Raw genomic sequence first — 25,969 nt, forward strand, 5'->3', positions numbered from 1 at the left:
TTCGGAAGCGTCCGGGTTGCGACGATAGCGGTTGTGCAACTTGTTGCACAATAGCGGCTGGGGCACCGTAGGTAAGGTTGGCGGCGCCTGTTCATCGCACACCATCAACGGAGGTCAGCGAACGATGTCACTGCGGTGCGCGATTCTCACCGCGCTCATGGAGCGCCCCGCTACCGGCAAAGAGCTGACGCGGCGATTCGACTCGTCGATCGGCTACTTCTGGCATGCCACCCATCAGCAGGTCTATCGCGAACTCAAGGCCATGACCGACGACGGCCTGATCCACCCGCACGCGAGCCAGGAAAGGCTCCGCGGCGCGCCGCGTACCTATGAGATCGCCGAAGCCGGGGTGCGACATTTGCGGGAATGGGTCGGCACCAACCAGGGCCCGGTACCGGTCAGGGATCCGCTACTGGTGCGCCTGCGCGCTGCCGCCGTCCTGGGCGACATCGACCTCAGCGATGACATTCAACAACATCTGGACTATCACCGGGCGATGCTCGAGACGTACCGCGGTATCGAGGATCGAGACTTCAACCGCCCTCCGACGACGCGCAGGGAACGGCTCCAGCACCTGATCCTGCGGGCGGGCATCGACACCGAATTGTCCTGGACCGAATGGTGTGCGAAGGCGGCCGATCAACTGGCAACCGATCCGGCCGAGAGCGATCATCGATCGTCCTGACCGCCGACGCGGATCCGGTAGACCGCCCGTTCACGATCCTGGCGCACTCGTACCAGTGGACGGCACACTCGTTCTATAGGAGACGGCCCGTGCATTCCTAGGTTGGTGGTGTCCGACACACAACCCGGCGTGAAGAGGAAATGCACATGACTCGCGAAGACATCGAATTCAACGGCGAAGGTGGTGTCACCCTCCGCGGCTGGTTCTACCCGGCGCAGAACACCACCACCCCGGCGCCGGTCGTCGTCCTGACGCACGGCATGTCCGGCGTCAAGGAAATGTACCTGGACGAATACGCCAGTGTCTTCGCCGAAGCCGGCCTCAACGCGCTCGTCTACGACCACCGGAATTTCGGTGACAGCGACGGATCTCCTCGTCAAGAGCTCGACCCGGTTCTCCAGGTTCGGGACTATCGGAACGCGATCACCTACGCCACCACCCGCCCGGAGGTCGATAAGGCCAGGGTCGGTGCCTGGGGCACCAGCTTCTCTGGTGGAATCGCTCTGATGGTCGCGGCGATCGACAGAAGGGTGAAGGCCGTCGTCGCCCAGGTGCCCATGATCTCGGGTCCGGCCACATTGGACCGGCTGATCCGGCCGGACTTCCTGCCCCACGTCCGCGGGAACCTCGACGCCGACCGTCTCAACCGGTTCGCCGGTGGTGAGCCCGCGATGCTCCCGGCTGTCTCAGCCGACCCCATGGGACAGGCCGCAATGCCTCAGCCCGATGCCTACGAGTGGTTCACCAAGGTATCGCTGGACCGGGCTCCGAACTGGAAGAACGAGATTACGGCGCGCAGCCTGGAGATGGCAGGCGAATTCGACCCCGGCAGCTTCATCGCCCAGATCTCGCCAACTCCGCTGCTGATGGTCATCGCCGACGAGGACGCTTGTACGCCTTACGCTCTCGCGTTCGACGCCTACGAGCGGGCCCGCGAGCCCAAGCAGCTCGTCGTCACCCATGGCGGGCACTTCGACTTCTACGAAGGTCCCGGCTTCGACGAGGTCTCCGCAGCCGCGCGAGACCACTTCGTCAAGCACCTGCGGGCCTGAGACTCCCCCGCTCGAACGATCCGTGGCTCCCAGGCAACCGCCTGGGAGCCACGGCCCGTTGCGGGGTCGGCGAGGATCTGGCGCTCCCGTACCAGCGCCGGGCACGCTCGTTCTACGAGACGGGGATCACTCTTTTCTACCGTGGGTATAGGTCGGCGCCGTAGCCACGGGCCGCTGATCGATCACTCTGCAACTGGAGGTTTCCTATGAGCACCGACACCAATGCGCCTGCGGTACCCATCCGCGCGACGGTCTTCGTCAGTCGCTGGCCGAATGTCCCGGCCTTCGAGTTTCCCGGCATTCCGAATGGCACCTTCTCACCGACCACAGCCGTCCTGGTGAGTGGCGCGACGGAGGTCGTTCTCATCGACGCGCTGTACCTGAAGGACGACGTCCAGGACCTCGGCGATCTGATCGAGCGCACCGGTAAGAAGCTGACCACGATCTACATCACCCACGATCACCAGGATCACTACCTGGGCATCGGACCGCTCAAGGAGCGCTTCCCGGACGCGAAATGCGTTGCGCTGCCGCATGTGATCGAGTCCATGAAGCAGACCATGGACCTGCAGACCATGCAGTGGAATCTGCTGTTCGGCGACGCGGTCGTACCTTCGGGTCCGCTTCCGGACCCGTTGGAGACCAACACCCTCTACGTCGACGGATCCCCCTTGCACATCATCGAGGTGAAGCAGGCCGACGTCCATCCCACCACCATCGTGCACATTCCCGAGATCGACGCCGTTATCGCCGGCGATTCCATCTACAACGAGATCTTCCCGATGCTCGGCCTGTCGACTCCCGAGGAATGGCACGACTGGCTCGACACCGTCGATGTCGTGGAGAAGCTCCAGCCGAAGATGATCGTCTGCGGACACCGCAGGCCAGACGGCGACGACTACGCGGTCGAGACCATGATCGCCCAGACTCGTTCATACATCAAGGATTTCATCGCTGCCTTCCCTGGTGCGAAGGACGCCGACGACCTGGTGTCGATCATGAGCGCCAAATACCCCAACCACGCCAACCTGTGGACTTTGCAGTTCTCCGCCATCAACGCGATCGCGGCACGCGACGGCGCGCAATAGACCTCTACGCCGCGCCGTGACCTGGCCGACCACGCCCGACTCGAGTCGTGGTCGCGCCAAGCCCGTGCGCTCCCAACACACCTCCACCCGATAGGTACGCCAATGCATTTCGCTGCTCTGCCCGACCACCGCGCCGATCTGGACCCGCATGGGCCGGCGATCTCCGATGGACGCAACTCGCTCACCAATGCCGAGTTGCTCACTCGGGTACGGGCGGCATCACGCCACCTGCATGATCTCGGGATCGGTGCCGGCGATGTGGTCGCCATAAAATTGACCAACCGCCTCGAGTTCGTCTTGCTGCTCTTCGCGTCCTGGCGGATCGGCGCCACGGTCACCCCGGTAAATCCGAGCATGACCGCGATCGAAGTGGAACGACAGCTCAACGACTCCGGAGCACGCCTGCTGATCATCGAGGACGACTCGACCACACAGGGCACTCCGACCCTCGCCGCCGACGCGCTGTACACAGACCCCGAGGCATTCGATCCGGTACCGATCTCGGACTCGGACGCGCTATCGCTTCTGGTCTACACCAGTGGCACGACCGGGACACCGAAGGGCGTCATGCTCGACCACAGCAATATCTCGGCCATGGCGGAGATGATGGGCGTCGCGCTCGCGTTGACACCGAACGATCGCTCTTTGCTGATCCTGCCGCTGTTCCATGTCAACGGCATCATCGTCAGCATTCTGTCGCCACTGCTCGCAGGCGGTAGCGCGGTCATCGTCGGTCGGTTCGACCCCAAGACCTTCTTCGACCTCGTCGAGCATGAGCGGCCCACCTATTTCAGCGCAGTGCCGACGATCTACAACATGCTGGCCGCGCTCCCGCCAGAGGTCGTGCCCGATACGTCTTCCCTGAGGTTCGGTGCCTGCGGTGCCGCACCAGCCTCGGATGTCTTGCTGACCCGGTTCGAGCAGCGGTACGGGTTCCCCATCGTCGAGGGTTACGGACTGTCCGAAGGCACCTGCGTCTCGACGTGCAACCCGGTCGACGGCCCCCGGCGTGCCGGCAGCATCGGTCTGCCGCTGGTCGGTCAGGAGATACGGATTGTCGACGAGAGCGGCGCCGAACTGCCGAACGGCGAGGATGGTGAGGTGATCGTGCGCGGGCCCAACATCATGCGCGGCTACCTCGGTCGCCCGGAGGAGACTGCGCGAACGGTCGTGGACGGCTGGTTGCACACCGGTGACGTGGGCCATTTCGACCAGGACGGCTATGTGGTCCTGGTCGGACGGTCGAAGGACATGATCATCCGGGGCGGGGAGAACATCTACCCCAAGGAGATCGAGGACGTCCTGACCACAGACCCGTCGGTGCTGGAGGCCGCGGTGATCGGCGTGCCGGACGAGAAATGGGGCGAGATCGTCGTCGCCTATGTCCAACCGCGACCAGGTGCGGTCATCGATACCGAAGCACTGACCGTACTGTGCGAGCAACACCTCGCCGGCTTCAAGCGGCCCACGACTTTCGTGGTGGAGGCCATTCCCAAGAACGCGGTAGGCAAGATCGATAAACCCACCTTGCGGAAAGCACACGCCGCAGTCTCCGCCGACGCATAAAAGTGTAACTCCAACTACATACGCAGACGGCTCGTCGACGGCCGGATCCGGGAAACACAGCCATGGATCCGGCCGTCGTGCGTGGTATCGACAGGGGCCTGTCCGCTCAATTCTCAGGCGTGGAAATACCGTCGCCCGTCGTGCTGATCCTATTGACCACCACTCGAAATTCGTAGTCTTGGATGTGGCACAGACCACAACGGATGGTCGGAATGCCAGCTTCAAAGGACAAGGAGAACGACATGCCGATGTGGAAGATTTACGTACCCGAAGGTGCGTACAGCACGGAACAGAAGAAGGCGTTTTCGGACGCGATCACCGACGTCTACGTAGACTTCGCAGGGCTGCCGCGGTTCTATGTCGTGGTCGTGTTCCACGACCAGCCGGCCGACTCGATCTGGATCGGCGGGGAAGCGGCGAACGATTTCGTCCGCATCACGATCGATCACATTGCCCGTCGGATGCCGGAGTCGGACGATTTCCGGGAGCTTGCCATGTCTGCATTCGAGGACGCAATCGCGCCCCACGTCAAGGATCGCGGTTTCCGCTGGGAGATCCATATCGACGAAACCCCGATCCAACTGTGGCGGACCAACGGGATCAAGCCGCCGCCGGGAGACTCTGAAGCGGAGCGGGAATGGGCGCGCATCAACGCCGCCGTCGAGTGGGAGACCGTCTAGCGGCTCGAGCCGCGTCGAGGGTGGGCGTCCACGCAGCTACCGCCGGACATTTCGCCTACCCGACCGTGTCAACACGTTACAACTTTCATTATGAATGATCGGCGACATCGTTGCCGCCCGGTCGTGCCACGGCCGTCACGAGAGGATCCAACCGAATGTCCACATCCCCCAGCGCCGAGGACCTGTACAAGTACATCGGACTGACGTTCGAACAGGCCAAGAGCGATCCGAAGCTCGTCCAGAAATTCTCGAGCGGCGAGGGTGTGCTCAAGGTAGTCACCACCCAGCCCGACGGCGTCGTGATCATCGACATCCCGCGCATGACGGCAGTCCAGGGCAGCGCCGACGACGAGTCGGACTGCACCCTCCGCATGACCGGTGATTTCGCGAACCGCTTCTGGCAGGGCGACCTGAATCTCCTCTTGTCCGTGACGTCGGGCGAGATCGGCATCGAAGGGAAGATGTCCACCTTGGCCAAGGCCATTCCGACTGCAAAAGAACTGTTCCCGACCTACATCAAGCTGCTGACGGACGCCGGTAGGACCGACCTTCTCGCTTGATGATGCCGTTCGGACGACGAAACACGGCGTCGTCAAGAACGATTCGGCGACGACGCTCGACCTGCGCCAGGTCGAGCGTCGGACCGAGGGCGACGTCCATCGGCACCTGTCGGCCCGCCCTCTCCTGCGCCCACGCTTACTCCGCAAAGGCAACTTGCATGACACAAGCTACCGAAGACCAGTATGAATGCACATTCTATTCGGGCGGTGATGCCAACGGCTTGGCAATGCTGACCGGGCTGCTACTCCAAGAGAACTTCCAGAGTTTTCCGGGCAGACGTAGGACAGCCACGAGAATCACTCGCCCAGTCGCATTGCGCGAAGGCGTCTCCGGATCGGCATGCACTATTCTCTTCGGCTTCGATAATGCCTTGGTCCTGAACGATGTAGTCGGGCGGCCCAGCGTTACCGTGATCGACGTGACTGGCGATCAATTGATGACCGTGTCCCAGCTGTCGATGCGAGCAGGCGGGATGCTCCCGACCGGCTTCTTCAGTAGACAGGGAATGGCAGTGATCCGCGCAATTCTTCGCAAGGAGCTCATCGTCAAGGGTCTGATCACACACCCGATTGCGGTTCTCCGGTTCATTGCATTGATGTCTGTCAAATAGCCTACTTTCGGGTCAGTTGACGCCGGGCCAATTGCTGGAGTGGCGTGGGAATACCGCCACCGGTCGTCCTTGTCCTATTGAGCACCGTGCTCCCGTTCGTAACGTGGATTGCGACCCAGAGCACATAGCGTTGCCGCCCGGCCGTGCCACGGCCGTCACGAGAGGAACAACCAACAATGACCACCACGCCCACCGCCGACGAACTGTACAAGTACATCGGCATGGCTTTCGAACAGGCCAAGAGTGACCCGGACCTGTACGAGAGGCTCTCGAACACCCCGGGTGTCTTCAAGGTGCTCACCACCGAACCCGACGGCTGCATGATCATCGACATTCCGAATCTGAGTGCTGTTCCCGGCGCAGGGGACGAAGAGGCAGATGCCATCTTCCGGATGACCGGAGAATTTGCGAACCGTTTCTGGCAGGGCGACCTCAATCTGACCATGGCGGTGACCCGGGGCGAAATTCGCCTCGAAGGGAAAATGGCAATTGTGGCCAGAGCCATTGCGGCGCAAACGAAGCTGTTCCCGGCGTACATCGAGCTGCTGAAGAACGACGGGCGGACGGACCTGCTCGTCAAATGACGCCGCCCGGACGATGGCGCGCAACATCGTGAAGACGACGAGTTCTAGGTGCTCGACCTCAGCCAGGTCGAGCACCTAGGCCGTCGGGCAGCACAGCAACGCCCGCCCGTTCGAGCCCGATACCCGCAGACCCATCCTGTGCGCGGATAGTTGTGACCCTTGCCACAGTCAGAGCAAGCGCGTATCGTCTCTGTAACTTCGTTACAACTTTCATTATGGAGCTACCGGCAACATCGTTGCCTTCCGGTCGTGCCACGGCCGTCACGAGAGGAGTCATCAGATGCCCACATCCCCCAGCGCTGAGGGTCTGTGCAAGTGCGACGCCGTCCGGGCGGACCTGCTCGCATGATGACGGCATCTCGGACCATGGGACACGGCATCATGAAGAACGACTCGGCGACGGCGCTCGACCTCCGCCAGGTCGAGCGCCGGGATCGCCGGACAGCATGGGAGCAGGCGATGGCGGGCCGGCTGGTGCCGATGGATGTCAACCTTCCCGCCGACGCGGACGAGGAATTCCACGGGATGTTCCAGTCTTTCGACCTCAGCGATATCAAGGTCACCCAATGGGAGTGCCCCGAACTGACCGTAGTTCGCACGAAACGCCTGGTCGAGGCTTCGGATACCGAGTCGCTGATCCTCCTCACCGCATCGTCGGGCAGTCAGTTCTTCGAATTGGATTCGGGAACCACGCGCATGGAAGCCGGGACCGCCCTCATTTCTACAAGCCGAGTGGCCTACTCCTCCACTGTTTCGAGCGGGCTCCGGAAGCGGAGCGTGGCCTTCCCGTTCACCGCGCTCGCCCCCTACGACACCGGCGGCGCGATCCCCGACGGCCTGATGCTCGACCAATCTCGGCCGCTGGCACGCCTGCTGATCAGCTTCGTGGAAAGTATGGGAGAACACGTCGCGTCCATGGATGCCGCCGAGGTCGATGCCGCGCGGGAGGCGCTGCTGACCTTGGTTGCCGGGGTGATCCGCAGCAACACGCGCGCGACGTACGACGGACCGGCATTGCTGCCTGCTCTCCGATCACAGCTCGAACAGTGGATCAAGGAGCGTCTCCAGAGCGGCCCGATCCGCGTGGTCGACATGGCCAAGGCGTTCAATGTGTCGAGCCGCACGGTACATCGCGCCTTCTCCCTGACGGGAGACACCGTCGGATCGGTCGTTCGCATGCAAAGACTCGCCGGCGCACGCCGCGATATTGCAGCGACCAGTCTCTCGATCGGGTCCATTGCCCATCGTTGGGGATACTACGACGCCAGCCATTTCGGTCGCGAGTTCAGGACCTTCTTGTCCATGTCACCGAGCGACTACCGAGAAGCGCTGAACCCACGCTTCGCACCAACCGTCGACGAATTGGCCAGCTGAATCAATCCCGTCGGTCGACTAGCCGGTTCCGGTCCGAAGACTCCGACTGCACACGCACTGCGGTGACGAGTGACTCGCGGGCAGACTCCGCGGCGTCGCCCAGCCCAACCATTATGTTCACCAACATCGACTGCAGGACCTGACCCACGGGATCCCGGAACTGCGCGAAGTGATCGCCTAGCTCGAGGGTGACGAATCCGTGCACGCAGCTCCACAGCTGAGTAGCTACGACCTCCGGGTTCTCGTCACGACGGATACGCCCGCTTTCCACAAAGCGGGCACATTCCCGCACCAGATGCGAGTATGCCGCCTGAAATGCCTCGGATCGGGCCGTCGACCCAGGGCGCGAAGGTCGCAGCTGTCGATAGCCACGACGTGTCGAGAGACCGAACATCAAATCGTAGAGGTGCGGGTTGGTCTGAGCCAGGCGGCGGCATGCCAATGCTATTCCGAAGAGATCCGCCGCGGGATCCTCGCTGCGTGGGACCGCCCTGAACACTCGATCGAGCTCCCGGAATCCGTTGTCGACCACAGCTTGAAGCAGTTCGGGTAGGCCGCCGAGGTGGTAGTAGACCGACATCGTGGATACCTGGGCCGCCTCGGCAACCGAGCGTGCCTTGATCTGCGACGGCCCTGCCTCTGCGAGCAGCTTCGTCGCCGCGTCGACCAGCCGCTCGACGATCTGTTCGGACGTCAACCGGACGTCGCCATCTTTGCTGTGTTTCGGCATCGAAGCCATGCACCTCCCCATCGTCCCGTCGCCAAGAAGGCCTCGTGTAACGACGTTACAAGACAGATGCCAGCGGATGCGGCGATGGACGGCATCGCTCCTGAACAGGTCATGGTAAAGAACACTCGCTATACTGACTCCATGGCGAATGCGGCAAAAACCCACGACAAGCCACCTCGGGATCGCCTCATGACCGCGGCACAGCTGTTCTACTCCGACGGCATCCGCGCCGTCGGAGTCAACCGGTTGCTCGACGAGGCGCAGACCCCGATCATGACCCTGTACCGGCATTTCGGGTCGAAGGAGGGCCTCGTCGAGGCCTACCTGATCGATCGGGATCAGCGACTCCGCGCCAAGTTCGAGCGCGAGGTCGAACGGACCGGCGATACCGGCCGGGAACGCGTACTCGCTGCATTCGACTTCCTCGGGCGATTGACCGCAGACCCCGAATACCGAGGCTGCGCGTTCATCAATGTCGCGGTGGAAATGGCCGACCCGGAACACAGCTTCGTGGACATCGCGGTGGCTCACAAGAACTTCGTGCGCGAGATCTTCGCCAGGTACCTCACCGAGGCGGGCCTCCGGCACACCGAGCCCCTGGCCTCGCAGCTGCTGATTCTGATGAACGGTGTTTTCGTCAGCGCGCAGATGCACTCGAACTTCAAGGAAGCGGCAGCGCAGGCACGCGTGGCCGCGGAAGTGCTGCTCGATGCCGCACTTGCCGCCGAAGCGAACGAGCAAACCGGTCCCGAGTCTGCGGCCTCCTGACATGGTCATTAGCCACGATCCTGCTGTGCCGACCGGGTATGCGCAGAGCACCCGAGAGGTTTTGATGTGAGCGAGTCCGAGCTGGAGTGGCTCGATCTCGGCGAGGTCCCCTACCTCGAGGCCGCTGCGCAGATGGATACCTGGGTCCGGGAGCGGCGGGAAGGACTGATCGCGGATCGGCTGGCATTGCTCACTCATCCCGCAGTGATCACCTACGGTGCCCGGACCCCACGTCACGAATTGCCTGTGCAGACCGATATTCCCCTGGTCGAGGTAGACAGAGGGGGCCAAGCGACCTACCACGGTCCGGGGCAGCTGATGGGTTACCTGGTGCTCGATCTCCGTCAGCGTGGTCCTGGGGATATCGTCCGATGGCTGGAACAAGGTTTGATCAGCGCCTTGGATTCGCTCGGCCTGCGGACTGTTCGACGCGATACGCCGACCAAAGCGCAGAGCCTGGTCGGAGTCTGGACATTGGAGCACAAGAAGGTTGCCTCGATCGGCATGAGGATTCGCGGCGGCGTGACGAGCCACGGGTTCGCGCTGAATATCGCGCCAGACCTGGCGGCTTTTTCGGCATTCACGGCCTGCGGACTGCCCGAGGTGGCGATGACCTCGATTGCGGAGATGACCGCGGCCATGGGAAAGCCCACCCCTACGGAAGAGGCGGTGCGAGCGGCCGTAGCCGCCGCGCTCGGAGCAGCTTGACGTTGGCAGACCGGTGCGGTGGGGTGTCGCACTTGTCCTATGAGGACGGGCGACACCGCTCAATCATGGAGATGCACCTCCAACGAAAGGCAGCACACCGGTATGGCGCCGACATCTACCAACCTCTTCAAGGTCGAAGAAGCCAATGGCGTTCTTGCGGTCACATTTTCGTCTGGCGAGCCGCTCAACTATCTGACCATCGCAGCGCTCAATGAGCTGGATCAACTCGTGACCGAATGGGCCGATCCACAGTACAGGGCGATCGTGATCCAGTCCGATCCGGACGAGGTCGGGTTCATGACCCACTTCAGCGCCGAAGAACTCTACGGAATTATCAAAGCGCCTGAGACGTCACGCTATTCGGCGATTGCCGTCCGCCAGTTCAAGTCGCTCTTGGACAAGATCGTCGCGTTGCCCAAGGTCGTGATCGCAGCCCTCAACGGGGACACGATGGGCGGTGGCCTGGAGCTGGCGCTCGCCTGCGATATCCGCATCGGCGAGAGCGGCGATTTCCGATACGGCAATCCAGAGGTGCGGCTGGGTATTCTGCCCGGCGCCGGCGCTACGCAGCGGCTGAGCAGGCTGATCGGTCACGCCAAGGCGGTGGACTTCGTGCTGCGGGGTCGCGTCGTCACTCCGTACGTCGCCCTGTCGCTGGGCATTGTGAGCGAGGTGGTACCCGACGCGACGGCACGAGCGCACGAAATCGCCACTGAGATCGCACAGTTCGCACCGCTGGGCGTCGCCAATGCGAAACGCGCCCTCTACCTCGGCAATGACGGCGACCTGCAACGCGGACTCGAGGTCGAGGGCTTGGCGTGGCTGCACGCCATGCAGTCGGTCGACGCGAAGACCGCCATCGAAGACTTCCTCGCCATCCCGTTCGAGAAGCGCCGTATTTGGCTCGAGAGCGGCCCGTACCCGACCTACATCGGCAACTGACCGCGACCAGGCCACCCCCTAGTCGCGACCGCGGCACAACCGCGAACAGCGCCGCCCCGAGACACTCATGAAGCTCTCGGGGCGGCGCGTCCCAGGTGACTTCGGGCGCAACCGGCACTAACGGTGCGTCTCGTGTTCGCTCGTACCGCCACGCTTCGGTGGGACCGACTCGTATTGGGCTAGGGTCTGCATCAGGAACGAGCGCGGCAACTGGACGGTCGACGGTGCGCCGGCGAGCGTTTCGAGGACGGGCTGCAGGTGGCGGCCGCTATCGACGACCAGCCGTACCAGTCCCAGTTTCGCGCACCTGGTCAGTGCCGGGGCCAGGAGTTCGGCGGCGCGCATATTCTGCCCGGTTGCCGATAGGCAGCAGCCATGCATTAGTTCAGCGAGAAGCAGGGCTCTCGGCCGCTCCTGACGACTGATCTCGCGCACGAGGTGTTCGGCCATATCGCAGGCTCGCTGGGATGCTGCGGGTGTTTGCTCGGCGAGCAGCAGCCGGATCGCGGAATCGTGGGCGAGTTCGAGAGCGACGGCCAGGGGGAGATCGGGTTGCGCGGTGTACGGGGGAAGACTCTCGAGGCGCTGTCGTTCGGTGTCGGGTATCGGCAGACCGAGGCGGACACGTTCGTTGACCATCCGCGCCGCCAATCGAGGCTGCGAGAGGTCCGCGGCGATCTCCGCGCCGGCCGCCAGGCGCTGCTGGGCGCGGTCGAGGTCGCCCCGCACGGCGGCAACGCGCGCACCGGTCCCGTAGGTGGCCAAGAGGAATTCGGCGGCGCCGCCCTCCGGGCCGAGCCCGATGGACAGCAATTCCTCCGCCTCGATGAACTGTCCTCTCTCATAAAGCAATTCGCCGAGCAATGCACTGGCCAACCGGGTGGCGTGTGACTGCTTGCCGGTCTGCAGTGCCAGACTCATAGCGGTCCGGCAGCAGGACTCGGCAGTGGCGATATCGAGTTGTTCGGCGGCGGCCATGCCGGCAATGCAATCGCAGTACATCACCGAGAAGGGACCGGAAGTGCGATCCCGATATGGGGCGATCCAACGATGCCAGCGGTGTACCTCCTCGAAGTCGAACCGGTAGAGCGCCGACGCGGACGCCGCGATCGCGGTGGTGGTGCAGAGGAACGGGCTGGCCGACTTCCGTACTCGCGCCAACAGCGGCGCCGGGATTTCGGAGTAGCGATCCGCCGCCAGATCGTTGCAGCTGCGGGCCACGGTGGCCGCCAGGCCGATCTCCTCGGCCTGCTCGTCGTCGACGGTCCCCGCGGCCACCGCGGCATCGGCTCGGTCGAGCGCGGCGCTCGCGGCCGCGGGCCGGAGCAGGGCGATGTTCGCCCAGGCAATCTGTACCTGGAGCACCGGGTTCAACGCTGTCAGCGACCCGGGCAATTTCGCGCTCAAGCCCAGCAGGGTCGCCATCCGGGAAGCCTCGAGCAGCTGCTCGGCGCGCTCTTGCACCAGGCACATGGCCAGATCCGGGTCATCGGCAGCGAGCGCGTGGTCCACCGCCTCGATCGGCATATCGTGCTCGGCGAACCACAATGAGGCCCTCCTGTGCAACTGCTCGAGTAGGCCGGGGTGTCGCAGGACGAGGCGGCGGCGCAGGAAGTCGGCGAACAGTCCGTGATAGCGGAACCATCGAAGATCGTCGTCGACATTGCGCAGGAACAGATCCCGTCGACGAACTTCCTCGAGCAATTCCTGGCCGGGTGTCCGTTCGGTCAGCACTTCAGCGAGCTCACCGCAGATGCGTTCGGTGACCGAGGTGCGCATCAGGAACTCGAGCATGTCCGGTTCGAGCGAGTCGACGACATTCTCCAGCAGATATTCACCGATCGCGTAGTGGCGCCCGGAGATCTGACTGATGTACGTGCCCGGATCCGGCTTTCCGCGCAGCGACAATGACGCCAGTTGCAGCGCCGCAACCCAGCCTTCGGTCGAGCGGCGCAGGTTCTCCATATCGGTGGCCGCCAGTGCCAGTCCGTTCATCCCCGTCAGAAATTCGGTCGTCTCGGTGGCGTCGAATCGCAGTGCGGCCTCGTCGATTTCGAGCAGTTCGTCGCGGACGCGCAGCCGACTGAGCGGCAATCCCGTGCGGGTGCGACTGGCCACGATCAGGCGCAGGTGATGGCAGCCGCGGTCGAGCAAGAATTCCATGGCCGCGATCGAGGATCGGCTGGTCACGCGATGCCAATCGTCTACCACCAGCGCGATGGTTTCCCCGCTGTCGTGGATCTGGTCGATGAGCGCGGTCATCACGTGTCGCCCGGCCTCGCTGGACTGCTGCTCGAGCAGTTCCGTCAGTCCCGTCGCCAGCCCAGGACTGCCGCGCCGGATCGCATGGACGATATGGGCCAGAAACCACACCACGTTGTTGTCGTCGGGATCGACGCTCAACCAGGCGACGCGGACACCCTCTGCCTCGAGCGCATCACCCCACTGTGCCGCCACGGTGGTCTTCCCGAAGCCGGCGGGCCCATGGATCAAGACCAGTCGCCGTGTCTGCGCCTCCCGCAGGAAGTTCAGCAGCCTGGGCCGCTCGACCAATCGGCGCAGCGATGTCGGCGGCCGATACCGGGTCTCCGGTGTCGGAAGTGGCTCTTCCGGCACCCGTGTCGCCACCACCGGGACCGGTAGCGCCTCGGGCTGGACTGAGTCGGAGGCTCTAGAGCCGCGAGGCAACGCCATGGCGTCGACCGGAAGACCACTCGCGAACTGCACATTTCGGAGTCGCTCACCGAATTCCTGGACGGTGTCGGGACGGTCCGCCGGGTCGGCAACCGCCGATTCGATTGCCGCGCACAGCGATCCGGGCACACCCGCCGCGCGCAGATCGGGGATCGGCTCGGAGCTGATTCGCAGAAACTGCGTCACCAGCGATTCCCCGGCCTGGCGCTCGAAGGCCGCATGACCGGTCAGCAGGCAGAACAAGCTGGCACCGAGTCCATAGATATCCGAGCTCGCCGAAGGTTCACCGCCCCGCAGGATCTCCGGAGCAGTGAACGCCGGTGTTCCTGCCACTACCCCGGCAGCGGTCTCGAATACACCACCGATACGGGCGATACCGAAATCCGCCAACTGCGGCTCGCCGTAGTCGCTGACCAGGATGTTGGCCGGGTTGACGTCGCGGTGCAGGATTCCGCACGCATGCGCCGCGGCGAGCGCACCGGCCACCTTGACCCCGATCGACAGAACCTCCGGCCAGGGCACCGGACCGAGGTCTCGAACCCGGCTCATCAGTGAACCGCGGCGATGTAGTGCCATCACGATGTAGGGACGACCCGTCGCCGTAATGTCGGCGTACATGACCTGCACGATGTGCGGATGTCCGGAAAGTCGGCCGAGTGCCTGCTGTTCGCGCAGGAACCGAGCCCGCTCCTCGTCGGAGACCTCCGAGGTCAGTACCTTCACCGCCACGTGACGGTCGAGCGAAGGTTCGACGCATTCGAAAACGACACCGAAACCACCGCGGCCGATCTCGCGAGCACTGTCGAAACCGGCGGCGGCCAATTCCGCCGCGATATCGAACCGCAGGTCGCGTTGAGTGCCTTCCGGATCATGCGGCATTCGACTTACACCTCGGAGAGGACGCACGAAGCGTCCACCACGCTGAACCGCCCTAGCGACAAGAACTCGCTGCTACAGCCTCTCATCATCGCACGCTGCCTCTCGACCCGGTAAGGCCCCGACAATTCGAGGATAGTCTCCAGATCTCGAGAGTCGGACTGACCCGGCGTACGGCCGGCCGCTGCTGTGGACGTTGCGCTCGGGTCAGTTCCCGATCTTCGGCAGCAGCAGCGCGATGCGCAGCTTCTGGTCGATCATCTGCGAAAGGACCAGCGTCTCGTCGAGCTTCTGACCGAGGGTCTGCGCGTTGGCGTTCGCCTCGTTGAGGGTAACCGTGATCGCGCCGAGCGGGTCGGCGGCCGCACCGGCCTGTCCGCCCGCGTCCCGGGCGGCCGCGATGGTTCCGACCAGGGGTGCATCGGCGGAGGTCAATGTGACGCCTAGGATGGCGAGCTGGTCACCGAGGGTTGCCAGTGTCTGATCCGCGCGGGTGAGCGAGTCGATGATGCCGACCACTTCCGGCAGGCCCTGTCGGGCGGCTTCGGTTGCCGCTGGTAGTTGGTGTGCCCCATCGAGCGCCCCATCGGTCGTGGTGTCGAGAGTTCGTGCTTGCATGACACCGTCCGCGAATGTGTCGCTGGTGATGCCCAGGTCCCTGGTGACAATCAGCAGACCGGTCAGCACCGCGATGGTGAACGCCAGGGTTATCGCCCAAGACAGTCGATATCTGTCAGCTTCAGGCATTGTTCGCTCCGTCCGAATATCGAATTGCCATCGGGACGCTCATGAATGAGGCAGTGGCGGTAGCGGTGGTGCCTCGAAACCCAAAGGCGGAATGCCGAGACTGTTGACTGGTGGGCCGATCACCGCCAGGAGCGGCCCGAACACCTGGACGTGTGCCGCTTGTTCCGCAATGACGGCCAGCGTCGCGGCAATGCCCGACGTCTTGGGGCCGAGCGCTTGCAGGGTGCCCCGGATGGTCCCGAGTCCCCCGTGGATCCCCTGTAGTTCGGTGGTGACGGACCCGATCGACGTCGACACTCCGGCCATGGTGGAGTCGGCCTCGGTGGCTCGCCCGGTTACGCCCGCGACCACATCCGGCAACGGTCCCGCGATGCGCCCGACCTTCTCGGCGTCGCCGGTCAATAGTGCTGCCAGCGGGGACAATTCGACGCTCCGGCCGGCCAGCACACCCAACTCGCCCGATAGTGGCCCCAGCACCTGGATATCCACCGCCAGCAGGGCGTGCTTCGGCTCCATCTTCGCGGTCACGGTGTCCAGCTGCTGGGCTGAATCGATGACCTGCTCACTCAGTACCGATGGCCGACCGAGCGGGTCGCTGACGTCACGGAGCGAGGGCAGGAAGCCGTTCAGCACACAGAGGCCGAGCGCGGGTACCGCGCCGGCGGCCAGCACCACCGAGGTGAAGGTTCGTTTGCCTGCCATCAGTTCCCTCCTGCCGGTGCGGGGATCAGGTTTCCCTGAGCGGGGATCGGCGCGAGTTTGTCCGTCGTGCGCTGAAGTTCGGCATTGAGCCGGTCGACCAGATCAAGTGCCACGAGCAGCCGATCGTTCACACTCGCCACTGACGCGTTCGCGTCGGCGGCGATGCCAGGCAGCGATCCGGCCGCGCTCTGCAGTGCCGAGGCGACGCCGTGGAGTTGGTTGGCGATATTCACATCACTGTGGCCGGCAGTGACCAGGATCTGCAGATCGGGCAGCAGCAGAGCGAGCTTTTCCACATCGGCCTCGGTCGCCGAATCCAGTTCCGCCAGAATAGTTCTCAGCGCCAGCAGCTCGTCACGAGCGCGCGCCGGCGAGCCCAGGTCGGCCCGCTCGTCGAAGTACTGATTGGCCTGCCGGAAGTTGTCCACAATAGTGGCGGTGCTGTGCTGTACGTCGAGGCCCTTCCGCACGGTCATGAGTACCAGCACCAGCAGGACCGCGGACATGACCGCGGCCAGCCGGCCGAGCCATTCGGTCGCTCTCGAGAACCGGGTCAGTGGATATCGGACCGCGGCGTTGTCGCGGTGGAGCAGCGCCGAGAGCGGGACAATATGCCGAAGGTCCGCTGCTGGCGGGATTCGGAATGTGGGTCGCATTTCTGTCCAGTCGATCGGGGTATGGGTGGCGGCGGTCGACGGGCATCAGCCCGGTAGCGGCAGCATCTGGTTGATCGTCGCGGCCGAGGCGACTGCCCCCTGCAAGTCGGTGACCAAACCCTCGATCATCGCCAGGAGCGCCTTGCCCTGATCGCCGAACGTCCGAGCGGATTCCACCAAGGGGATGAGGACGTCGTGCACTTCGCCGAGAATCCCCGCGATCCGGCCGAGTTGCTCGGCGGTGACCTGCGCCCCCTGCGCGCTGCTCGACAGCGACGCCGCGACCGGTGTGATGGCATCGTGCAATTTCGCCAGCAGCGGCCGCAGCGCCTTGACGGAATCCAGTGCCGTCTGCGCGGTGCCGGTCAGCGCGGTCAGCTCTCCGAGCTCCGCGGTCAGCTGATCATTGACGTCGAGAAAGCTCTGCGAGATACCGATACTCGCATCATTGACGCGTTGCTGTTCATCCAAACTCCGGTTCAGATTGAAGAGCACGAAGGAGAACAGGCCGAGCACGCCGACCGCCACCAGCGCGAGAACAGTCCGAGCCGGTCCGCCCGGTCGTCCGAAGAACATCATCGCCCGCTACCTTCCCGACAGATCGCCGGCGGCGGATTCCGCCGAAACACGTGTCTTATGCACTTCGGCGGCCGTCGCCCGCACGTCATCGAGGATCGCGGCCATCGTCTGCTGATTGCCCGACAGGGCGGTGGCGGCCTCATTCGCCGATGCCCGCAGTCCGCCGACGCGTGTGGTGAGCGCGTCGAGCGAACCGACCAGATCGGCGACATCGACGCCGGTACGGTCCAGGGTCGCCTGCAGGTCGCCCGCGATCTGGCCGACCAGCGCCTCGAGTTCGGCGGACACCGTAGTGCCCATGGCGATGACATCGGCCAGGCACTCGCGAATCTCGTCGAGTACCGCGAAAGCACCCACCGTCACCCGTTCGTGGTCGATGAGGCGAGTCAGTGTCGGGTTGTAGCGGTCCCCCGCCTCGACGGCATGGTGCAGTCGGCTCGGGGTCGCGGTGAGATCGTAGATTCGCGGTCCGAGATAGACCGCGCCGAGTGGGATCAACGCCAGCACCACCGCGCCCCGGCCTATCCAGAGCGCACGTGATACTCGCTGCCCCGACGGCGCGGCGTCGGCCACGTCGAGCACCGGCCTCTTGCCGTTGACGACCGATGACATCGATCCTCCTGTGTGTGACGGGCGACCCATTCGCCGCCGAATGTGGTCCGCATCACAAGAACAGTAGAGATCGCTCGCTCTCATGTCAACGCCCAGCTACCCGCGGCCGAACTCGGAGGTCAGTGGAGGGTTTCGAGCAGTGCCACGTCATAGGGCTCGGCCTCGGCGAGGCGTCCGGTCAGAGCCTTACGTGCCCACGTGTGGTCAGCGATCAGAGCACGGCCGATCGCGACCAGGTCGAACTCGTCACGTTCGGCACGGTCGAGCAATTCGCCGATGCCCGTGACCGCGGACTGCGCCGGCCGCCCATCGGGGCCCGCGAACTCCTTGTCCAGGCCGACGGACCCGACGGTCACCGCGCCCCTACCGGTGAGTTTCCTCGCCCATCCGGCAAGGTTGAGGTCGCTGCCGTCGAACTCGGGTACCCAGTAGCGCCGCGTTGATGCGTGAAAGACGTCGACCCCGGCCGCGGCCAGGGGCGCCAGGATCGCTTCCAGTTCCGCCGGATTGTCGGCTAAGCGCGCGTCGAACTGACCGGATTTCCACTGCGACAGGCGAAAGAAGACGGGGAAGCCTGGCGTGACCGCAGCCCGGACGGCCTCGACGATCTCGGTAGCGAAGCGGACCCGGGACGCGAGGTCACCACCGTAGGAATCGGTACGCCGATTGGTTCGCCCCCAAAGGAATTGGTCGACAAGATAGCCGTGGGCACCATGCAATTCCAGGCCGTCGAAACCCAGCTCCTGAGCGGTCGCGGCCCCGCGGGCGAAGGAACCGATCACGTCATCGATATCGGTGGCGCTCAGCTCGTCACCGTTGGGCGAACCGTCGAGGGCGAGTCCGGACGGTCCCACCGGCGGCGCGGTCTCGACAGGACCGTCCCCGCCGGTACGGGTGGCGCCAACGTGCCAGAGTTGCGGGATGATCTTTCCACCGGCCTGATGCACGGCCGAGACGACGCCGCGCCAACCGGCGAGGGCCTCCTCTCCCCAGAAGCGCGGGACCCGTTCGCTGGTACCCGAGGAGGGGTGATCGACCAGCGTCCCCTCGGTGATGATCAGGCCCACATCCGCGGCGGCCCGACGCGCGTAGTACTGCGCCACGTTGTCGCCGGGAACTCCGTCCGGCGAGAAGTACCGCGTCAGGGGTGCCATGACGATCCTGTTGGGCACGGTGAGATCGCCGATGGTGAAGGGGCGGCCGAGCACCTGCGCGGTCCGTCCGACACCTGAGGTAGTGGTCATGTGATTCCTCCTGATACTCCGACAGCGTCGAGTTCATTTGACGATTAAGTCTAGACGAATTAGTCTAGCCGACAGCGGGCCACCTGTCCTCTATGGCGCCAGCCAACTGAGTCCGCAAAAAACCGACCCATCCCGACAATTCCCTGAGGAATCGGATGTCTCTGATCGTCGAAACCACTGAATCCGGCGTCCGCGTCCTGACGATCAACAGGTCAGCCAAACGCAATGCCCTCGACATCCAGATGTACCGAGCGCTCGCCGCCGGCGTCGTGGCGGCCGAGCGCGATCCCGAGGTGGACGTCACCGTGGTTACGGGCCACGGCGGCAGGTTCACCAGCGGAAACGACCTGGCGGATTTCCGCGACGATCCCGATTCGAGGGCGGCGTTCGACCTGTTGCACAGCCTCGTCGAGGCTGAAAAGCCGATCATCGCGGCGGTCGAAGGTGTAGCGGTCGGGATCGGCGCGAGCATGCTGCTGCATTGCGATCTGGCTTTCGCGGGCCGCTCGACCGTATTCTCTTTGCCTTTCGTCAAATTGGGCCTGACCCCGGAGGGCGCGTCGACCCTGCTGCTGTCGCGCATCGCCGGATACAAGACAGCTTCGGAATTACTGCTGCTCGGCGACAACTTCGATGCGGACCGCGCGGAAAGGGCCGGGCTCGTAAACCGTGTCGTGCCCGATGGCGACGCATTGACGGCGGCGCTCGACGCCGCCGCGGCGTTGCGGGCGCTACCCGCCGAATCGGTGCGCTTGACCAAACGCCTCCTCCACCGCGACAAGGTCGAGGTTCTGCGGGTAATCGACGAGGAGGCCGAGCATTTCATCGAGCGCTGTCATTCGGCGGATGCCAAAGCGGCAATAGCCCGCTTCCTCGGGTAACACCCTCGCGCAGTAAACAGGGAAGCTGTCCCGGTAACGCTGGTTACCGGGACAGCTTCCCTGTGTATTTCAACCACTTATGTGATGAGCATCGGAATGCTCACACACACAGAACGCAGCGAATCGGCATCCCGCGTCGACAACGCGACCACGAATGCGCCCTGAATCAGGGCGAGGAGAGTATCGGCCAGTTCATCCGGAGTCCGATCGGTTCGAACGTCGCCCTCGGCCTGGCCGGCGGCCAGGATATCGCGCAGACGCGACTTCCAGATACGAAGGTCGTCATCGAGCTGGCCGCGAAAGACCTCGGAGGTTGCCGCTACTTCCGTGGAGAATTTGCCGACCAGGCACGCGCGTTGAAACCCGGAGTCGACGAACCGATCGATCATCGCGCCGAAGTAACCGGTCAGCTTGTCCGCTGTAGTCAGTTCGGTCTCAGCCGCCCAGGCCGCGAGAAGGTCCAGCTGGAAGTGTCGGTATCGTTCCAATACCGCCTGGCCGAACGCCTCTTTGGATCCGAAATGATGGTAGAACGACCCCTTCGGCACACCGGAGGCCGCGAGCAAAGCATCGACAGTCGTGCCGTTGAAGCCGTTCGCGTAGAACTGCCGCGTCCCTTGGCGCAGCAGTCGCTCCTTGTGGGAGAGTCCTGCACGGTCGGGCTCATCCCCGGCGGTCGCCCCGCTGCCCCGCGTTTTCACCGTCTCGCGCATCACGGCACCCGGCCTTCCTGATCGCATCTCTTTGACGATTCAGTCTAGACGGTCTTGTCGAGCGTATCGGGTGTGACCGTGGCCGCCGGCGTCCGGACCCCAGAAATGACTTCGCGACGATCCGGCGAGTAATCAGCCGGACCGTCGCGCGATTATGGCGCTAGTAAGCGACCTCGAACAGACCGGCACCACCCAGGCCGGTCGCGGCGCACATCGTGACGACGACGTACTTGGCGCCGCGGCGCTTACCTTCGATGAGGGCGTGTCCGGTCATCCGGGCGCCGCTCATGCCGTAGGGGTGGCCGATGGAGATGGCGCCGCCGTTGACGTTGAGCAGCTCGTCCGGGATGCCGAGCTTGTCGCGGCAGTAGACGGTCTGCACCGCGAACGCCTCGTTGAGCTCCCACAGGCCGATGTCCTTGACGCTCAGGCCGAATCGATCCAGCAGCATCGGTACCGCGTATACGGGCGCGATGCCCATCTCGTCGGGTTCGACGCCGACACTGTTGTACCCGCGGAAGTAGCCGAGCGGCTGGATACCTTCGTTCTCCGCGGTCTCGCGGTTCATCACGATCACCGCGGATGCGCCGTCGGAGAGCTGGCTGGCATTGCCCGCCGTGACGCAACCCTCCGGGCGCGCAACGGGTTTCAGTGCCTGCAGGCCTTCCAGGGTGGTGCCGGGCCGGTTGCCTTCGTCTTGGGTGAGGCTGACGGTGACGAACGATTCCTCGCCGGTCTCCTTGTCCACCACGCGCTTCACCGATTCCATCGGCACGATCTCGTCATCGAACAGGCCCGCCGCCTGCGCCGCGGCGGTGCGCTGCTGGCTCTGGAAGGAGTACTCGTCCTGAGAGTCCCGGCTGACGCCGTAGCGGTCGTAGACTACCTCGGCGGTCTCCAGCATGTGCATGTAGTAGTCGGGCTTGTTCTGCTTGATCCACGGCTCTTCGATCATGAAGTCGTAGCCCGGGACCTGAATCATGCTGATCGATTCGACACCGCCGGCGGCAACCACATCGACGCCCTCATTGAGGACACGATAGGAACCGGCGACAATCGCCTCCAAACCCGACGCACAGAACTTGCTGACGGTGAGAGCCGGTGTGGTGACCGGGATTCCGGCGCGGATCGCGATCTGGCGCGCGACGTCACCGCTCTGCACGCCGGTCGTCATCGCGGCGCCCATCACCACGTCCTGAACACGGGACGGCTCGAGTCCGGCCTTCTTCAGCGCCTGCTCGACGGCGTGCCCGCCGAGGGTCGCACTGTGGGTGTCGTTGAATGCGCCGCGGTAGGCCTTCCCGATCGGGGTGCGCGCCGTGGAGATGATTGCCGCTTCTTTCATGATTCTGTCCTTCGATGGGTGGATAGTTGCGAGCGACGGTGCGTTCCGGCTCAGTGACCGGTGTAGGCGCCGGCCCGCCGCTCTTTGAACGAAAGGACGCCTTCGGCGGCGTCATCGGTGCCGACGATCTCAGTCCGTAGCTGGGGCGTGATATCGAAGGCGGCCCGAACCCCCGCCTCGGCGGCGAGGCGGGAGACAGCCAGCGAGTAGCGGACGCCCATCGGCGCCGCGGCCGCGATCTCATCGGCCAGCTGAAGCGCTCGATCGAAGAGTTCCGCCGCCGGGACGACCTCTTGCACCAGGCCGATTCGGTAAGCCTCGGCGGCATCCAGGTGCTGGCCGGTGAGCAGATACCGCTGCGCGTTCGCGTAGCCGACGCTCTCCGCCCAGCGCGCTGCTCCACCGCCGAAGGCGAAGACGCCGCGCAATACCTCAGGCTGGCCGAACAGGGTGCCTTCGGCGGCGATGATGAATTCACCGTTCAGGGCGAGCTCCAACCCGCCCGCGAAACACATGCCGTGCACAGCGGCGATCAGCGGCTTCGACAACCGGGCGCCCTCGAGACCGAACGGGTCGTACTCCCCTTCGCCGTAGACGAGTGCGCCACTCTCGACGAGGTCCTTGAGCTGCGTCATATCCGCGCCCGCGCAATATGCCCCGCCCTCGCCGTAGAGCACGGCGCAGCGCAAATTGTCATCGCTGTCGTAGCGCTTGTAGGCCTCGGCCAAGGCCTCGAACATCTCTCCGGTCAGTGCGTTCTTCTTGTCCGGTCGGTTCAGGCCGATCAGGAGCACGTTTCCGCGGACCTCGGTCTTGACGGTGCTGAACTTCACGCTCGTCGTTTCGGACATCTACCGCTGCTCCTTATCTTGAGACGAATCGCTGCCCACACGAAGGCAGGCGCTTCTCGTGCGTTACCAGACCTGTTCGCGTTCGCGTCGGCAACGTGGTCAGCCGATGATAGAGATCGTTCTCTCCGTCACCAATCAGCTCCGTGGTCCGCTGTCGAAGTCATCACGAGAGGCACTGAGGGATGTGCCGTCACCGCGCGATTCGACGGGGGTAACGCGGTGACGGCACGGCACACCACCGGCAGCAGGGGTTGGCCACGGTGGTGCGAATTCGGGAGAGGCGGCTGGACCCGCCTCGAACTACGCCTTGAACAATACGAATGGGAAACCGATGCGGCATAGCACAATTGCGCCGATCATCAGTACGGGACTGCCACTACCGTCAACACGCGGACCAGCCGGCCGTGGCCGAGGGCCTGCGGCCCGCCCGACTATCCACGCACACAGCCGCCAGCGTCCTCATCGACGCTGGCGCTGCGCCGTTCACGCGGAACGGTTCAGTGCGCGATCACGGGTTCGCCGTCCGATGGTGCCAGCGCCGCATTCGGCACCAGGATCGCCGCGATCACCGCACCTGCCACGAATATCCCGGCGCCCCACGTAAAGGTGGCCGTGTAGCTCGCGACATGTGCCTCCATCGTGGTCAGTTGGCCTGCCTCGTGTGAGGTCAGGTAATCGGTCATCGCCGAGGTGGCAACGGTGGTCAGTAGTGCCGTGCTGATCGAGCCGCCCACCTGCTGGCTGGTGTTGATCAGGGCAGACGCGACACCGGCGTCCTCGTGGTGCACGCCTGCCGTCGCCCCCTGGAACGCGGTAGTCATCACACCACCGAGGCCCATGCCCAGCAGAACCAGCCCGGGCAGAACGTCGGCGGCGAAGCTGCTGCCCAACTCGAGCTGGGTCAGCAAGATCATTCCGGCCGCGGCGACCAGGAAGCTGCTGGTGATCACGATTTTCGGGCCGACTCTGGGCAGCACGAATGAAGGCACCAGAGTCGACGACACAACGATGCCCGCGACCATCGGCAGAAACGCCAAACCAGACTTGATCGGCGAGTAGCTCATGCTGACCACCAAGTAGTAGGTCAGGAAAAGGAAGATCGAAAACATGCCCATGCCCATGACGAACACCGCCAAGAACGAACCACCTCGGGTGCGGTCCAAGACGAGTCGCAGCGGCAGCAGCGGATGCGCGACCCTCGCCTGCAGCGAAACGAACACCGCTAGCAGCACTACACCGCCGGCCAGGAACCCAACGGTAACCGGGTTGCTCCAGCTGGTCGATTCGGCGTGTGCGAATCCGTAGACAATCGCGAACAGACCGGCGGTGACCGCGAGCGTGCCCGGCACATCGATCTTGGGCCGCTCGGTCACTACATTCTTGGCCAGCAGCAGAACCGCGCCGACCAAGGCGATGGCGGCGAAACCAACGTTCACGAACATCACCCAGCGCCACGACGCCCATTCAGTCAGCATGCCGCCGAGCAACAGACCGATCGCAGCGCCTGTACCAGACAGCGCACTGAATATGCCGAAAGCCTTCGCCCTTTCGGACTTTTCGGTGAAGGTCACGGTGAGCAGCGAAAGCGCCGCGGGTGCCAGCAGTGCACCGAAGACTCCCTGGCCTACACGGGCCGCGACAAGAATTTCGAAGCTACCGGCCGCGCCACCGACGACGGATGCACCCGCGAAACCGATCAGGCCTATCACGAACGTGGTACGTCGGCCGAACAGGTCACCGAGTCGGCCTCCGAGCAGCAGCAGGCTACCGAATGCCAACGCATAACCGGTGATCACCCACTGCCGATCGCCGTCGCTGAAACCGAGATCCTGTTGCGCCGCAGGCAGTGCGATATTCACGACGGTCGCGTCGAGCGTGACCATGAGCTGCGCAACGCCCAGCACGACGAGCACCCACCAGCGCAACGCATGCGAGCCACGCCGGCCCGTGTCTGCCTTCTCGGGGGCGCGGGCCCCGAGTTCGAACGTGGAAGTCATTGATGTCCTTCGTCTCGATTGTCGATTCACGGATGAAGCGACGCGAACGGCGTCGCGTGGCGACTTTGCACAGGAATTCGTCAGGCTACCCATCTGACTATGGCTGACCATAGTCAGCCTTTCACCGGTAGCGCAATTTCTGTGACCCACGCGACTGTCCGACAGGTGCCGAGATCTGGCAGTCGTGTCCTGCACAGACCGCGCGATGCGGACCTAGCGTGATCGTGGTGTGGGAGTCGACACCTGCCGGCGAGCGAGCAAAGGACACGCCTGTGGTTGACGAAGTCGAGATCCTTCTCGAACGACGGCGGGCGCGGCGCTCAGGCGGGACGTCAGACGCTGGTTCACCCTCGCGGGGCTCTGTATCGGCTCGATGACTGCCTTCGTCACCGTGTCGTCGACCATTACCGGCCTGGCTCGGATCCGGACGACTTTGCACGCATCGGCTACCGAAACAGTTTGGATCACAAGTACTTACAGCCTAAGGGATGTCCCGTAAGTTGTTGAGTGGCAACAGGTATCGTGTCGCGGTGGTGATCTCGGCGTCTGACCCGGTGATGGTGGAGTTGTTCTCCGGGCTGCGGCCACGCACGTTCGCTCGCCTGATCACCCAGTTGCGGCGCGAAGGCGCTGATCGGCCGTTGCGGGGCCGGCCGTGGGGGTTGTGTTTCGAAGACCGGGTGTTGCTGGTGGCCACCTACTGGCGGACCAACCTCACGATGCG

General features: G+C 64.0%; 25 protein-coding genes and 1 pseudogene. 14 read left to right on the top strand and 12 right to left on the bottom strand.

Annotated elements, in window-relative coordinates; translation table 11 throughout:
• Positions 1-31: 31 nt before the first annotated feature.
• The 9 genes from IEY60_RS34690 to IEY60_RS34730 all read left to right on the top strand — a co-directional run bounded on the left by IEY60_RS34690 (position 32) and on the right by IEY60_RS34730 (position 8,200).
• Positions 32-685, top strand: a complete 654-nt coding sequence (locus tag IEY60_RS34690) for a PadR family transcriptional regulator (RefSeq protein WP_229740391.1) — start codon at positions 32-34, stop codon at positions 683-685.
• A gap of 146 nt (positions 686-831) precedes the next feature.
• Complete coding sequence (locus IEY60_RS34695; RefSeq protein WP_189034787.1) at positions 832-1,737, top strand: alpha/beta hydrolase; 906 nt, start codon at positions 832-834, stop codon at positions 1,735-1,737.
• A 206-nt stretch (positions 1,738-1,943) separates the two neighbouring features.
• Entirely contained in the window at positions 1,944-2,825 is an 882-nt protein-coding gene (locus IEY60_RS34700; RefSeq protein WP_189034788.1) for an MBL fold metallo-hydrolase, read from the top strand.
• Between the two features lie 102 nt (positions 2,826-2,927).
• Positions 2,928-4,391, top strand: coding sequence for a class I adenylate-forming enzyme family protein (locus IEY60_RS34705; RefSeq protein WP_189034789.1), 1,464 nt, complete (start codon positions 2,928-2,930; stop codon positions 4,389-4,391).
• A gap of 242 nt (positions 4,392-4,633) precedes the next feature.
• Positions 4,634-5,071: a tautomerase family protein gene (locus IEY60_RS34710; protein ID WP_189034790.1), complete on the top strand. Its 438-nt coding sequence runs from the start codon at positions 4,634-4,636 to the stop codon at positions 5,069-5,071.
• Between the two features lie 155 nt (positions 5,072-5,226).
• The gene (locus tag IEY60_RS34715; protein WP_189034791.1) at positions 5,227-5,631 is read left to right on the top strand and encodes an SCP2 sterol-binding domain-containing protein; all 405 of its coding nucleotides are present in this window, start codon (positions 5,227-5,229) and stop codon (positions 5,629-5,631) included.
• Positions 5,632-5,789: 158 nt separating this feature from the next.
• Positions 5,790-6,242, top strand: coding sequence for a hypothetical protein (locus IEY60_RS34720; RefSeq protein ID WP_189034792.1), 453 nt, complete (start codon positions 5,790-5,792; stop codon positions 6,240-6,242).
• Between the two features lie 176 nt (positions 6,243-6,418).
• Positions 6,419-6,826 (top strand): SCP2 sterol-binding domain-containing protein, encoded by a 408-nt coding sequence (locus IEY60_RS34725; protein ID WP_189034793.1) that lies wholly within the window; start codon positions 6,419-6,421, stop codon positions 6,824-6,826.
• 381 nt (positions 6,827-7,207) lie between these two features.
• Entirely contained in the window at positions 7,208-8,200 is a 993-nt protein-coding gene (locus IEY60_RS34730; protein WP_229740392.1) for a helix-turn-helix domain-containing protein, read from the top strand.
• Position 8,201: 1 nt separating this feature from the next.
• On the opposite strand, the gene IEY60_RS34735 is transcribed toward IEY60_RS34730, so the two are convergent.
• Positions 8,202-8,939 carry a TetR/AcrR family transcriptional regulator gene (locus IEY60_RS34735; protein ID WP_229740393.1) on the bottom strand — a complete coding sequence of 246 codons (738 nt, stop codon included), beginning with the start codon at positions 8,937-8,939 and terminating at the stop codon, positions 8,202-8,204.
• Positions 8,940-9,119: 180 nt separating this feature from the next.
• Between IEY60_RS34735 and IEY60_RS34740 the strand changes: the two genes are divergently transcribed.
• The 3 genes from IEY60_RS34740 to IEY60_RS34750 all read left to right on the top strand — a co-directional run bounded on the left by IEY60_RS34740 (position 9,120) and on the right by IEY60_RS34750 (position 11,348).
• Complete coding sequence (locus IEY60_RS34740) at positions 9,120-9,698, top strand: TetR/AcrR family transcriptional regulator (protein ID WP_189034795.1); 579 nt, start codon at positions 9,120-9,122, stop codon at positions 9,696-9,698.
• Positions 9,699-9,764: 66 nt separating this feature from the next.
• Complete coding sequence (gene lipB, locus IEY60_RS34745; RefSeq protein WP_229740394.1) at positions 9,765-10,406, top strand: lipoyl(octanoyl) transferase LipB; 642 nt, start codon at positions 9,765-9,767, stop codon at positions 10,404-10,406.
• A gap of 102 nt (positions 10,407-10,508) precedes the next feature.
• A complete protein-coding gene (locus IEY60_RS34750; protein WP_189034796.1) occupies positions 10,509-11,348 on the top strand; it encodes an enoyl-CoA hydratase/isomerase family protein in 840 nt (279 codons plus the stop codon).
• A 117-nt stretch (positions 11,349-11,465) separates the two neighbouring features.
• On the opposite strand, the gene IEY60_RS34755 is transcribed toward IEY60_RS34750, so the two are convergent.
• From IEY60_RS34755 to IEY60_RS34785, 7 genes are all read right to left on the bottom strand, one after another.
• The gene (locus IEY60_RS34755; RefSeq protein ID WP_189034797.1) at positions 11,466-14,921 is read right to left on the bottom strand and encodes a serine/threonine-protein kinase; all 3,456 of its coding nucleotides are present in this window, start codon (positions 14,919-14,921) and stop codon (positions 11,466-11,468) included.
• Between the two features lie 204 nt (positions 14,922-15,125).
• Positions 15,126-15,665: a hypothetical protein gene (locus tag IEY60_RS34760; RefSeq protein ID WP_189034798.1), complete on the bottom strand. Its 540-nt coding sequence runs from the start codon at positions 15,663-15,665 to the stop codon at positions 15,126-15,128.
• Between the two features lie 39 nt (positions 15,666-15,704).
• Entirely contained in the window at positions 15,705-16,367 is a 663-nt protein-coding gene (locus IEY60_RS34765) for a hypothetical protein (protein WP_189034799.1), read from the bottom strand.
• Positions 16,367-16,873, bottom strand: a complete 507-nt coding sequence (locus IEY60_RS34770; protein ID WP_189034800.1) for a hypothetical protein — start codon at positions 16,871-16,873, stop codon at positions 16,367-16,369. The genes IEY60_RS34765 and IEY60_RS34770 overlap by 1 nt, the downstream gene beginning before the upstream one ends.
• 195 nt (positions 16,874-17,068) lie before the next feature.
• Positions 17,069-17,602 carry a hypothetical protein gene (locus IEY60_RS34775; RefSeq protein ID WP_189034801.1) on the bottom strand — a complete coding sequence of 178 codons (534 nt, stop codon included), beginning with the start codon at positions 17,600-17,602 and terminating at the stop codon, positions 17,069-17,071.
• A 6-nt stretch (positions 17,603-17,608) separates the two neighbouring features.
• Positions 17,609-18,214 (bottom strand): hypothetical protein, encoded by a 606-nt coding sequence (locus IEY60_RS34780; protein ID WP_229740395.1) that lies wholly within the window; start codon positions 18,212-18,214, stop codon positions 17,609-17,611.
• 119 nt (positions 18,215-18,333) lie between these two features.
• A complete protein-coding gene (locus IEY60_RS34785; protein WP_189034802.1) occupies positions 18,334-19,458 on the bottom strand; it encodes an NADH:flavin oxidoreductase in 1,125 nt (374 codons plus the stop codon).
• A gap of 155 nt (positions 19,459-19,613) precedes the next feature.
• On the opposite strand from IEY60_RS34785, the gene IEY60_RS34790 reads away from it, so the two are divergent.
• Complete coding sequence (locus IEY60_RS34790; RefSeq protein WP_189034803.1) at positions 19,614-20,339, top strand: enoyl-CoA hydratase-related protein; 726 nt, start codon at positions 19,614-19,616, stop codon at positions 20,337-20,339.
• A gap of 77 nt (positions 20,340-20,416) precedes the next feature.
• Here the strand turns inward: IEY60_RS34790 and IEY60_RS34795 are convergent, their stop codons facing one another.
• From IEY60_RS34795 to IEY60_RS34810, 4 genes are all read right to left on the bottom strand, one after another.
• Entirely contained in the window at positions 20,417-21,052 is a 636-nt protein-coding gene (locus IEY60_RS34795) for a TetR/AcrR family transcriptional regulator (protein WP_189034804.1), read from the bottom strand.
• 160 nt (positions 21,053-21,212) lie between these two features.
• On the bottom strand, positions 21,213-22,397 hold the full coding sequence (locus tag IEY60_RS34800; protein ID WP_189034805.1) for an acetyl-CoA C-acyltransferase: 1,185 nt from the start codon (positions 22,395-22,397) through the stop codon (positions 21,213-21,215).
• Positions 22,398-22,447: 50 nt separating this feature from the next.
• Positions 22,448-23,248: a crotonase/enoyl-CoA hydratase family protein gene (locus tag IEY60_RS34805; RefSeq protein ID WP_189034806.1), complete on the bottom strand. Its 801-nt coding sequence runs from the start codon at positions 23,246-23,248 to the stop codon at positions 22,448-22,450.
• A 497-nt stretch (positions 23,249-23,745) separates the two neighbouring features.
• Positions 23,746-25,245, bottom strand: coding sequence for an MFS transporter (locus IEY60_RS34810; protein WP_189034807.1), 1,500 nt, complete (start codon positions 25,243-25,245; stop codon positions 23,746-23,748).
• Between the two features lie 488 nt (positions 25,246-25,733).
• Between IEY60_RS34810 and IEY60_RS34815 the strand changes: the two are divergent.
• Positions 25,734-25,969, top strand: a pseudogene (locus tag IEY60_RS34815) (hypothetical protein); the annotation flags it as partial.

Source organism: Nocardia rhizosphaerihabitans, assembly GCF_014646295.1.
GTDB lineage: Bacteria > Actinomycetota > Actinomycetes > Mycobacteriales > Mycobacteriaceae > Nocardia > Nocardia rhizosphaerihabitans.

What these genes read in the sequence shown, in the direction of transcription:
- IEY60_RS34810 (WP_189034807.1), bottom strand. Translation starts at nt 25,245, where the DNA reads ATGACTTCCACGTTCGAACTCGGGGCCCGCGCCCCCGAGAAGGCAGAC.
- IEY60_RS34700 (WP_189034788.1), top strand. Translation starts at nt 1,944, where the DNA reads ATGAGCACCGACACCAATGCGCCTGCGGTACCCATCCGCGCGACGGTC.
- IEY60_RS34695 (WP_189034787.1), top strand. Translation starts at nt 832, where the DNA reads ATGACTCGCGAAGACATCGAATTCAACGGCGAAGGTGGTGTCACCCTC.
- IEY60_RS34730 (WP_229740392.1), top strand. Translation starts at nt 7,208, where the DNA reads ATGAAGAACGACTCGGCGACGGCGCTCGACCTCCGCCAGGTCGAGCGC.
- IEY60_RS34735 (WP_229740393.1), bottom strand. Translation starts at nt 8,939, where the DNA reads ATGGCTTCGATGCCGAAACACAGCAAAGATGGCGACGTCCGGTTGACG.
- IEY60_RS34740 (WP_189034795.1), top strand. Translation starts at nt 9,120, where the DNA reads ATGACCGCGGCACAGCTGTTCTACTCCGACGGCATCCGCGCCGTCGGA.
- IEY60_RS34755 (WP_189034797.1), bottom strand. Translation starts at nt 14,921, where the DNA reads ATGCCGCATGATCCGGAAGGCACTCAACGCGACCTGCGGTTCGATATC.
- IEY60_RS34760 (WP_189034798.1), bottom strand. Translation starts at nt 15,665, where the DNA reads ATGCCTGAAGCTGACAGATATCGACTGTCTTGGGCGATAACCCTGGCG.
- IEY60_RS34790 (WP_189034803.1), top strand. Translation starts at nt 19,614, where the DNA reads ATGTCTCTGATCGTCGAAACCACTGAATCCGGCGTCCGCGTCCTGACG.
- IEY60_RS34715 (WP_189034791.1), top strand. Translation starts at nt 5,227, where the DNA reads ATGTCCACATCCCCCAGCGCCGAGGACCTGTACAAGTACATCGGACTG.
- IEY60_RS34800 (WP_189034805.1), bottom strand. Translation starts at nt 22,397, where the DNA reads ATGAAAGAAGCGGCAATCATCTCCACGGCGCGCACCCCGATCGGGAAG.
- IEY60_RS34765 (WP_189034799.1), bottom strand. Translation starts at nt 16,367, where the DNA reads ATGGCAGGCAAACGAACCTTCACCTCGGTGGTGCTGGCCGCCGGCGCG.
- IEY60_RS34775 (WP_189034801.1), bottom strand. Translation starts at nt 17,602, where the DNA reads ATGATGTTCTTCGGACGACCGGGCGGACCGGCTCGGACTGTTCTCGCG.
- IEY60_RS34725 (WP_189034793.1), top strand. Translation starts at nt 6,419, where the DNA reads ATGACCACCACGCCCACCGCCGACGAACTGTACAAGTACATCGGCATG.
- IEY60_RS34805 (WP_189034806.1), bottom strand. Translation starts at nt 23,248, where the DNA reads ATGTCCGAAACGACGAGCGTGAAGTTCAGCACCGTCAAGACCGAGGTC.
- IEY60_RS34795 (WP_189034804.1), bottom strand. Translation starts at nt 21,052, where the DNA reads ATGCGCGAGACGGTGAAAACGCGGGGCAGCGGGGCGACCGCCGGGGAT.
- IEY60_RS34705 (WP_189034789.1), top strand. Translation starts at nt 2,928, where the DNA reads ATGCATTTCGCTGCTCTGCCCGACCACCGCGCCGATCTGGACCCGCAT.
- IEY60_RS34750 (WP_189034796.1), top strand. Translation starts at nt 10,509, where the DNA reads ATGGCGCCGACATCTACCAACCTCTTCAAGGTCGAAGAAGCCAATGGC.
- IEY60_RS34710 (WP_189034790.1), top strand. Translation starts at nt 4,634, where the DNA reads ATGCCGATGTGGAAGATTTACGTACCCGAAGGTGCGTACAGCACGGAA.
- IEY60_RS34770 (WP_189034800.1), bottom strand. Translation starts at nt 16,873, where the DNA reads ATGTCCGCGGTCCTGCTGGTGCTGGTACTCATGACCGTGCGGAAGGGC.
- IEY60_RS34785 (WP_189034802.1), bottom strand. Translation starts at nt 19,458, where the DNA reads ATGACCACTACCTCAGGTGTCGGACGGACCGCGCAGGTGCTCGGCCGC.
- IEY60_RS34720 (WP_189034792.1), top strand. Translation starts at nt 5,790, where the DNA reads ATGACACAAGCTACCGAAGACCAGTATGAATGCACATTCTATTCGGGC.
- IEY60_RS34780 (WP_229740395.1), bottom strand. Translation starts at nt 18,214, where the DNA reads ATGTCATCGGTCGTCAACGGCAAGAGGCCGGTGCTCGACGTGGCCGAC.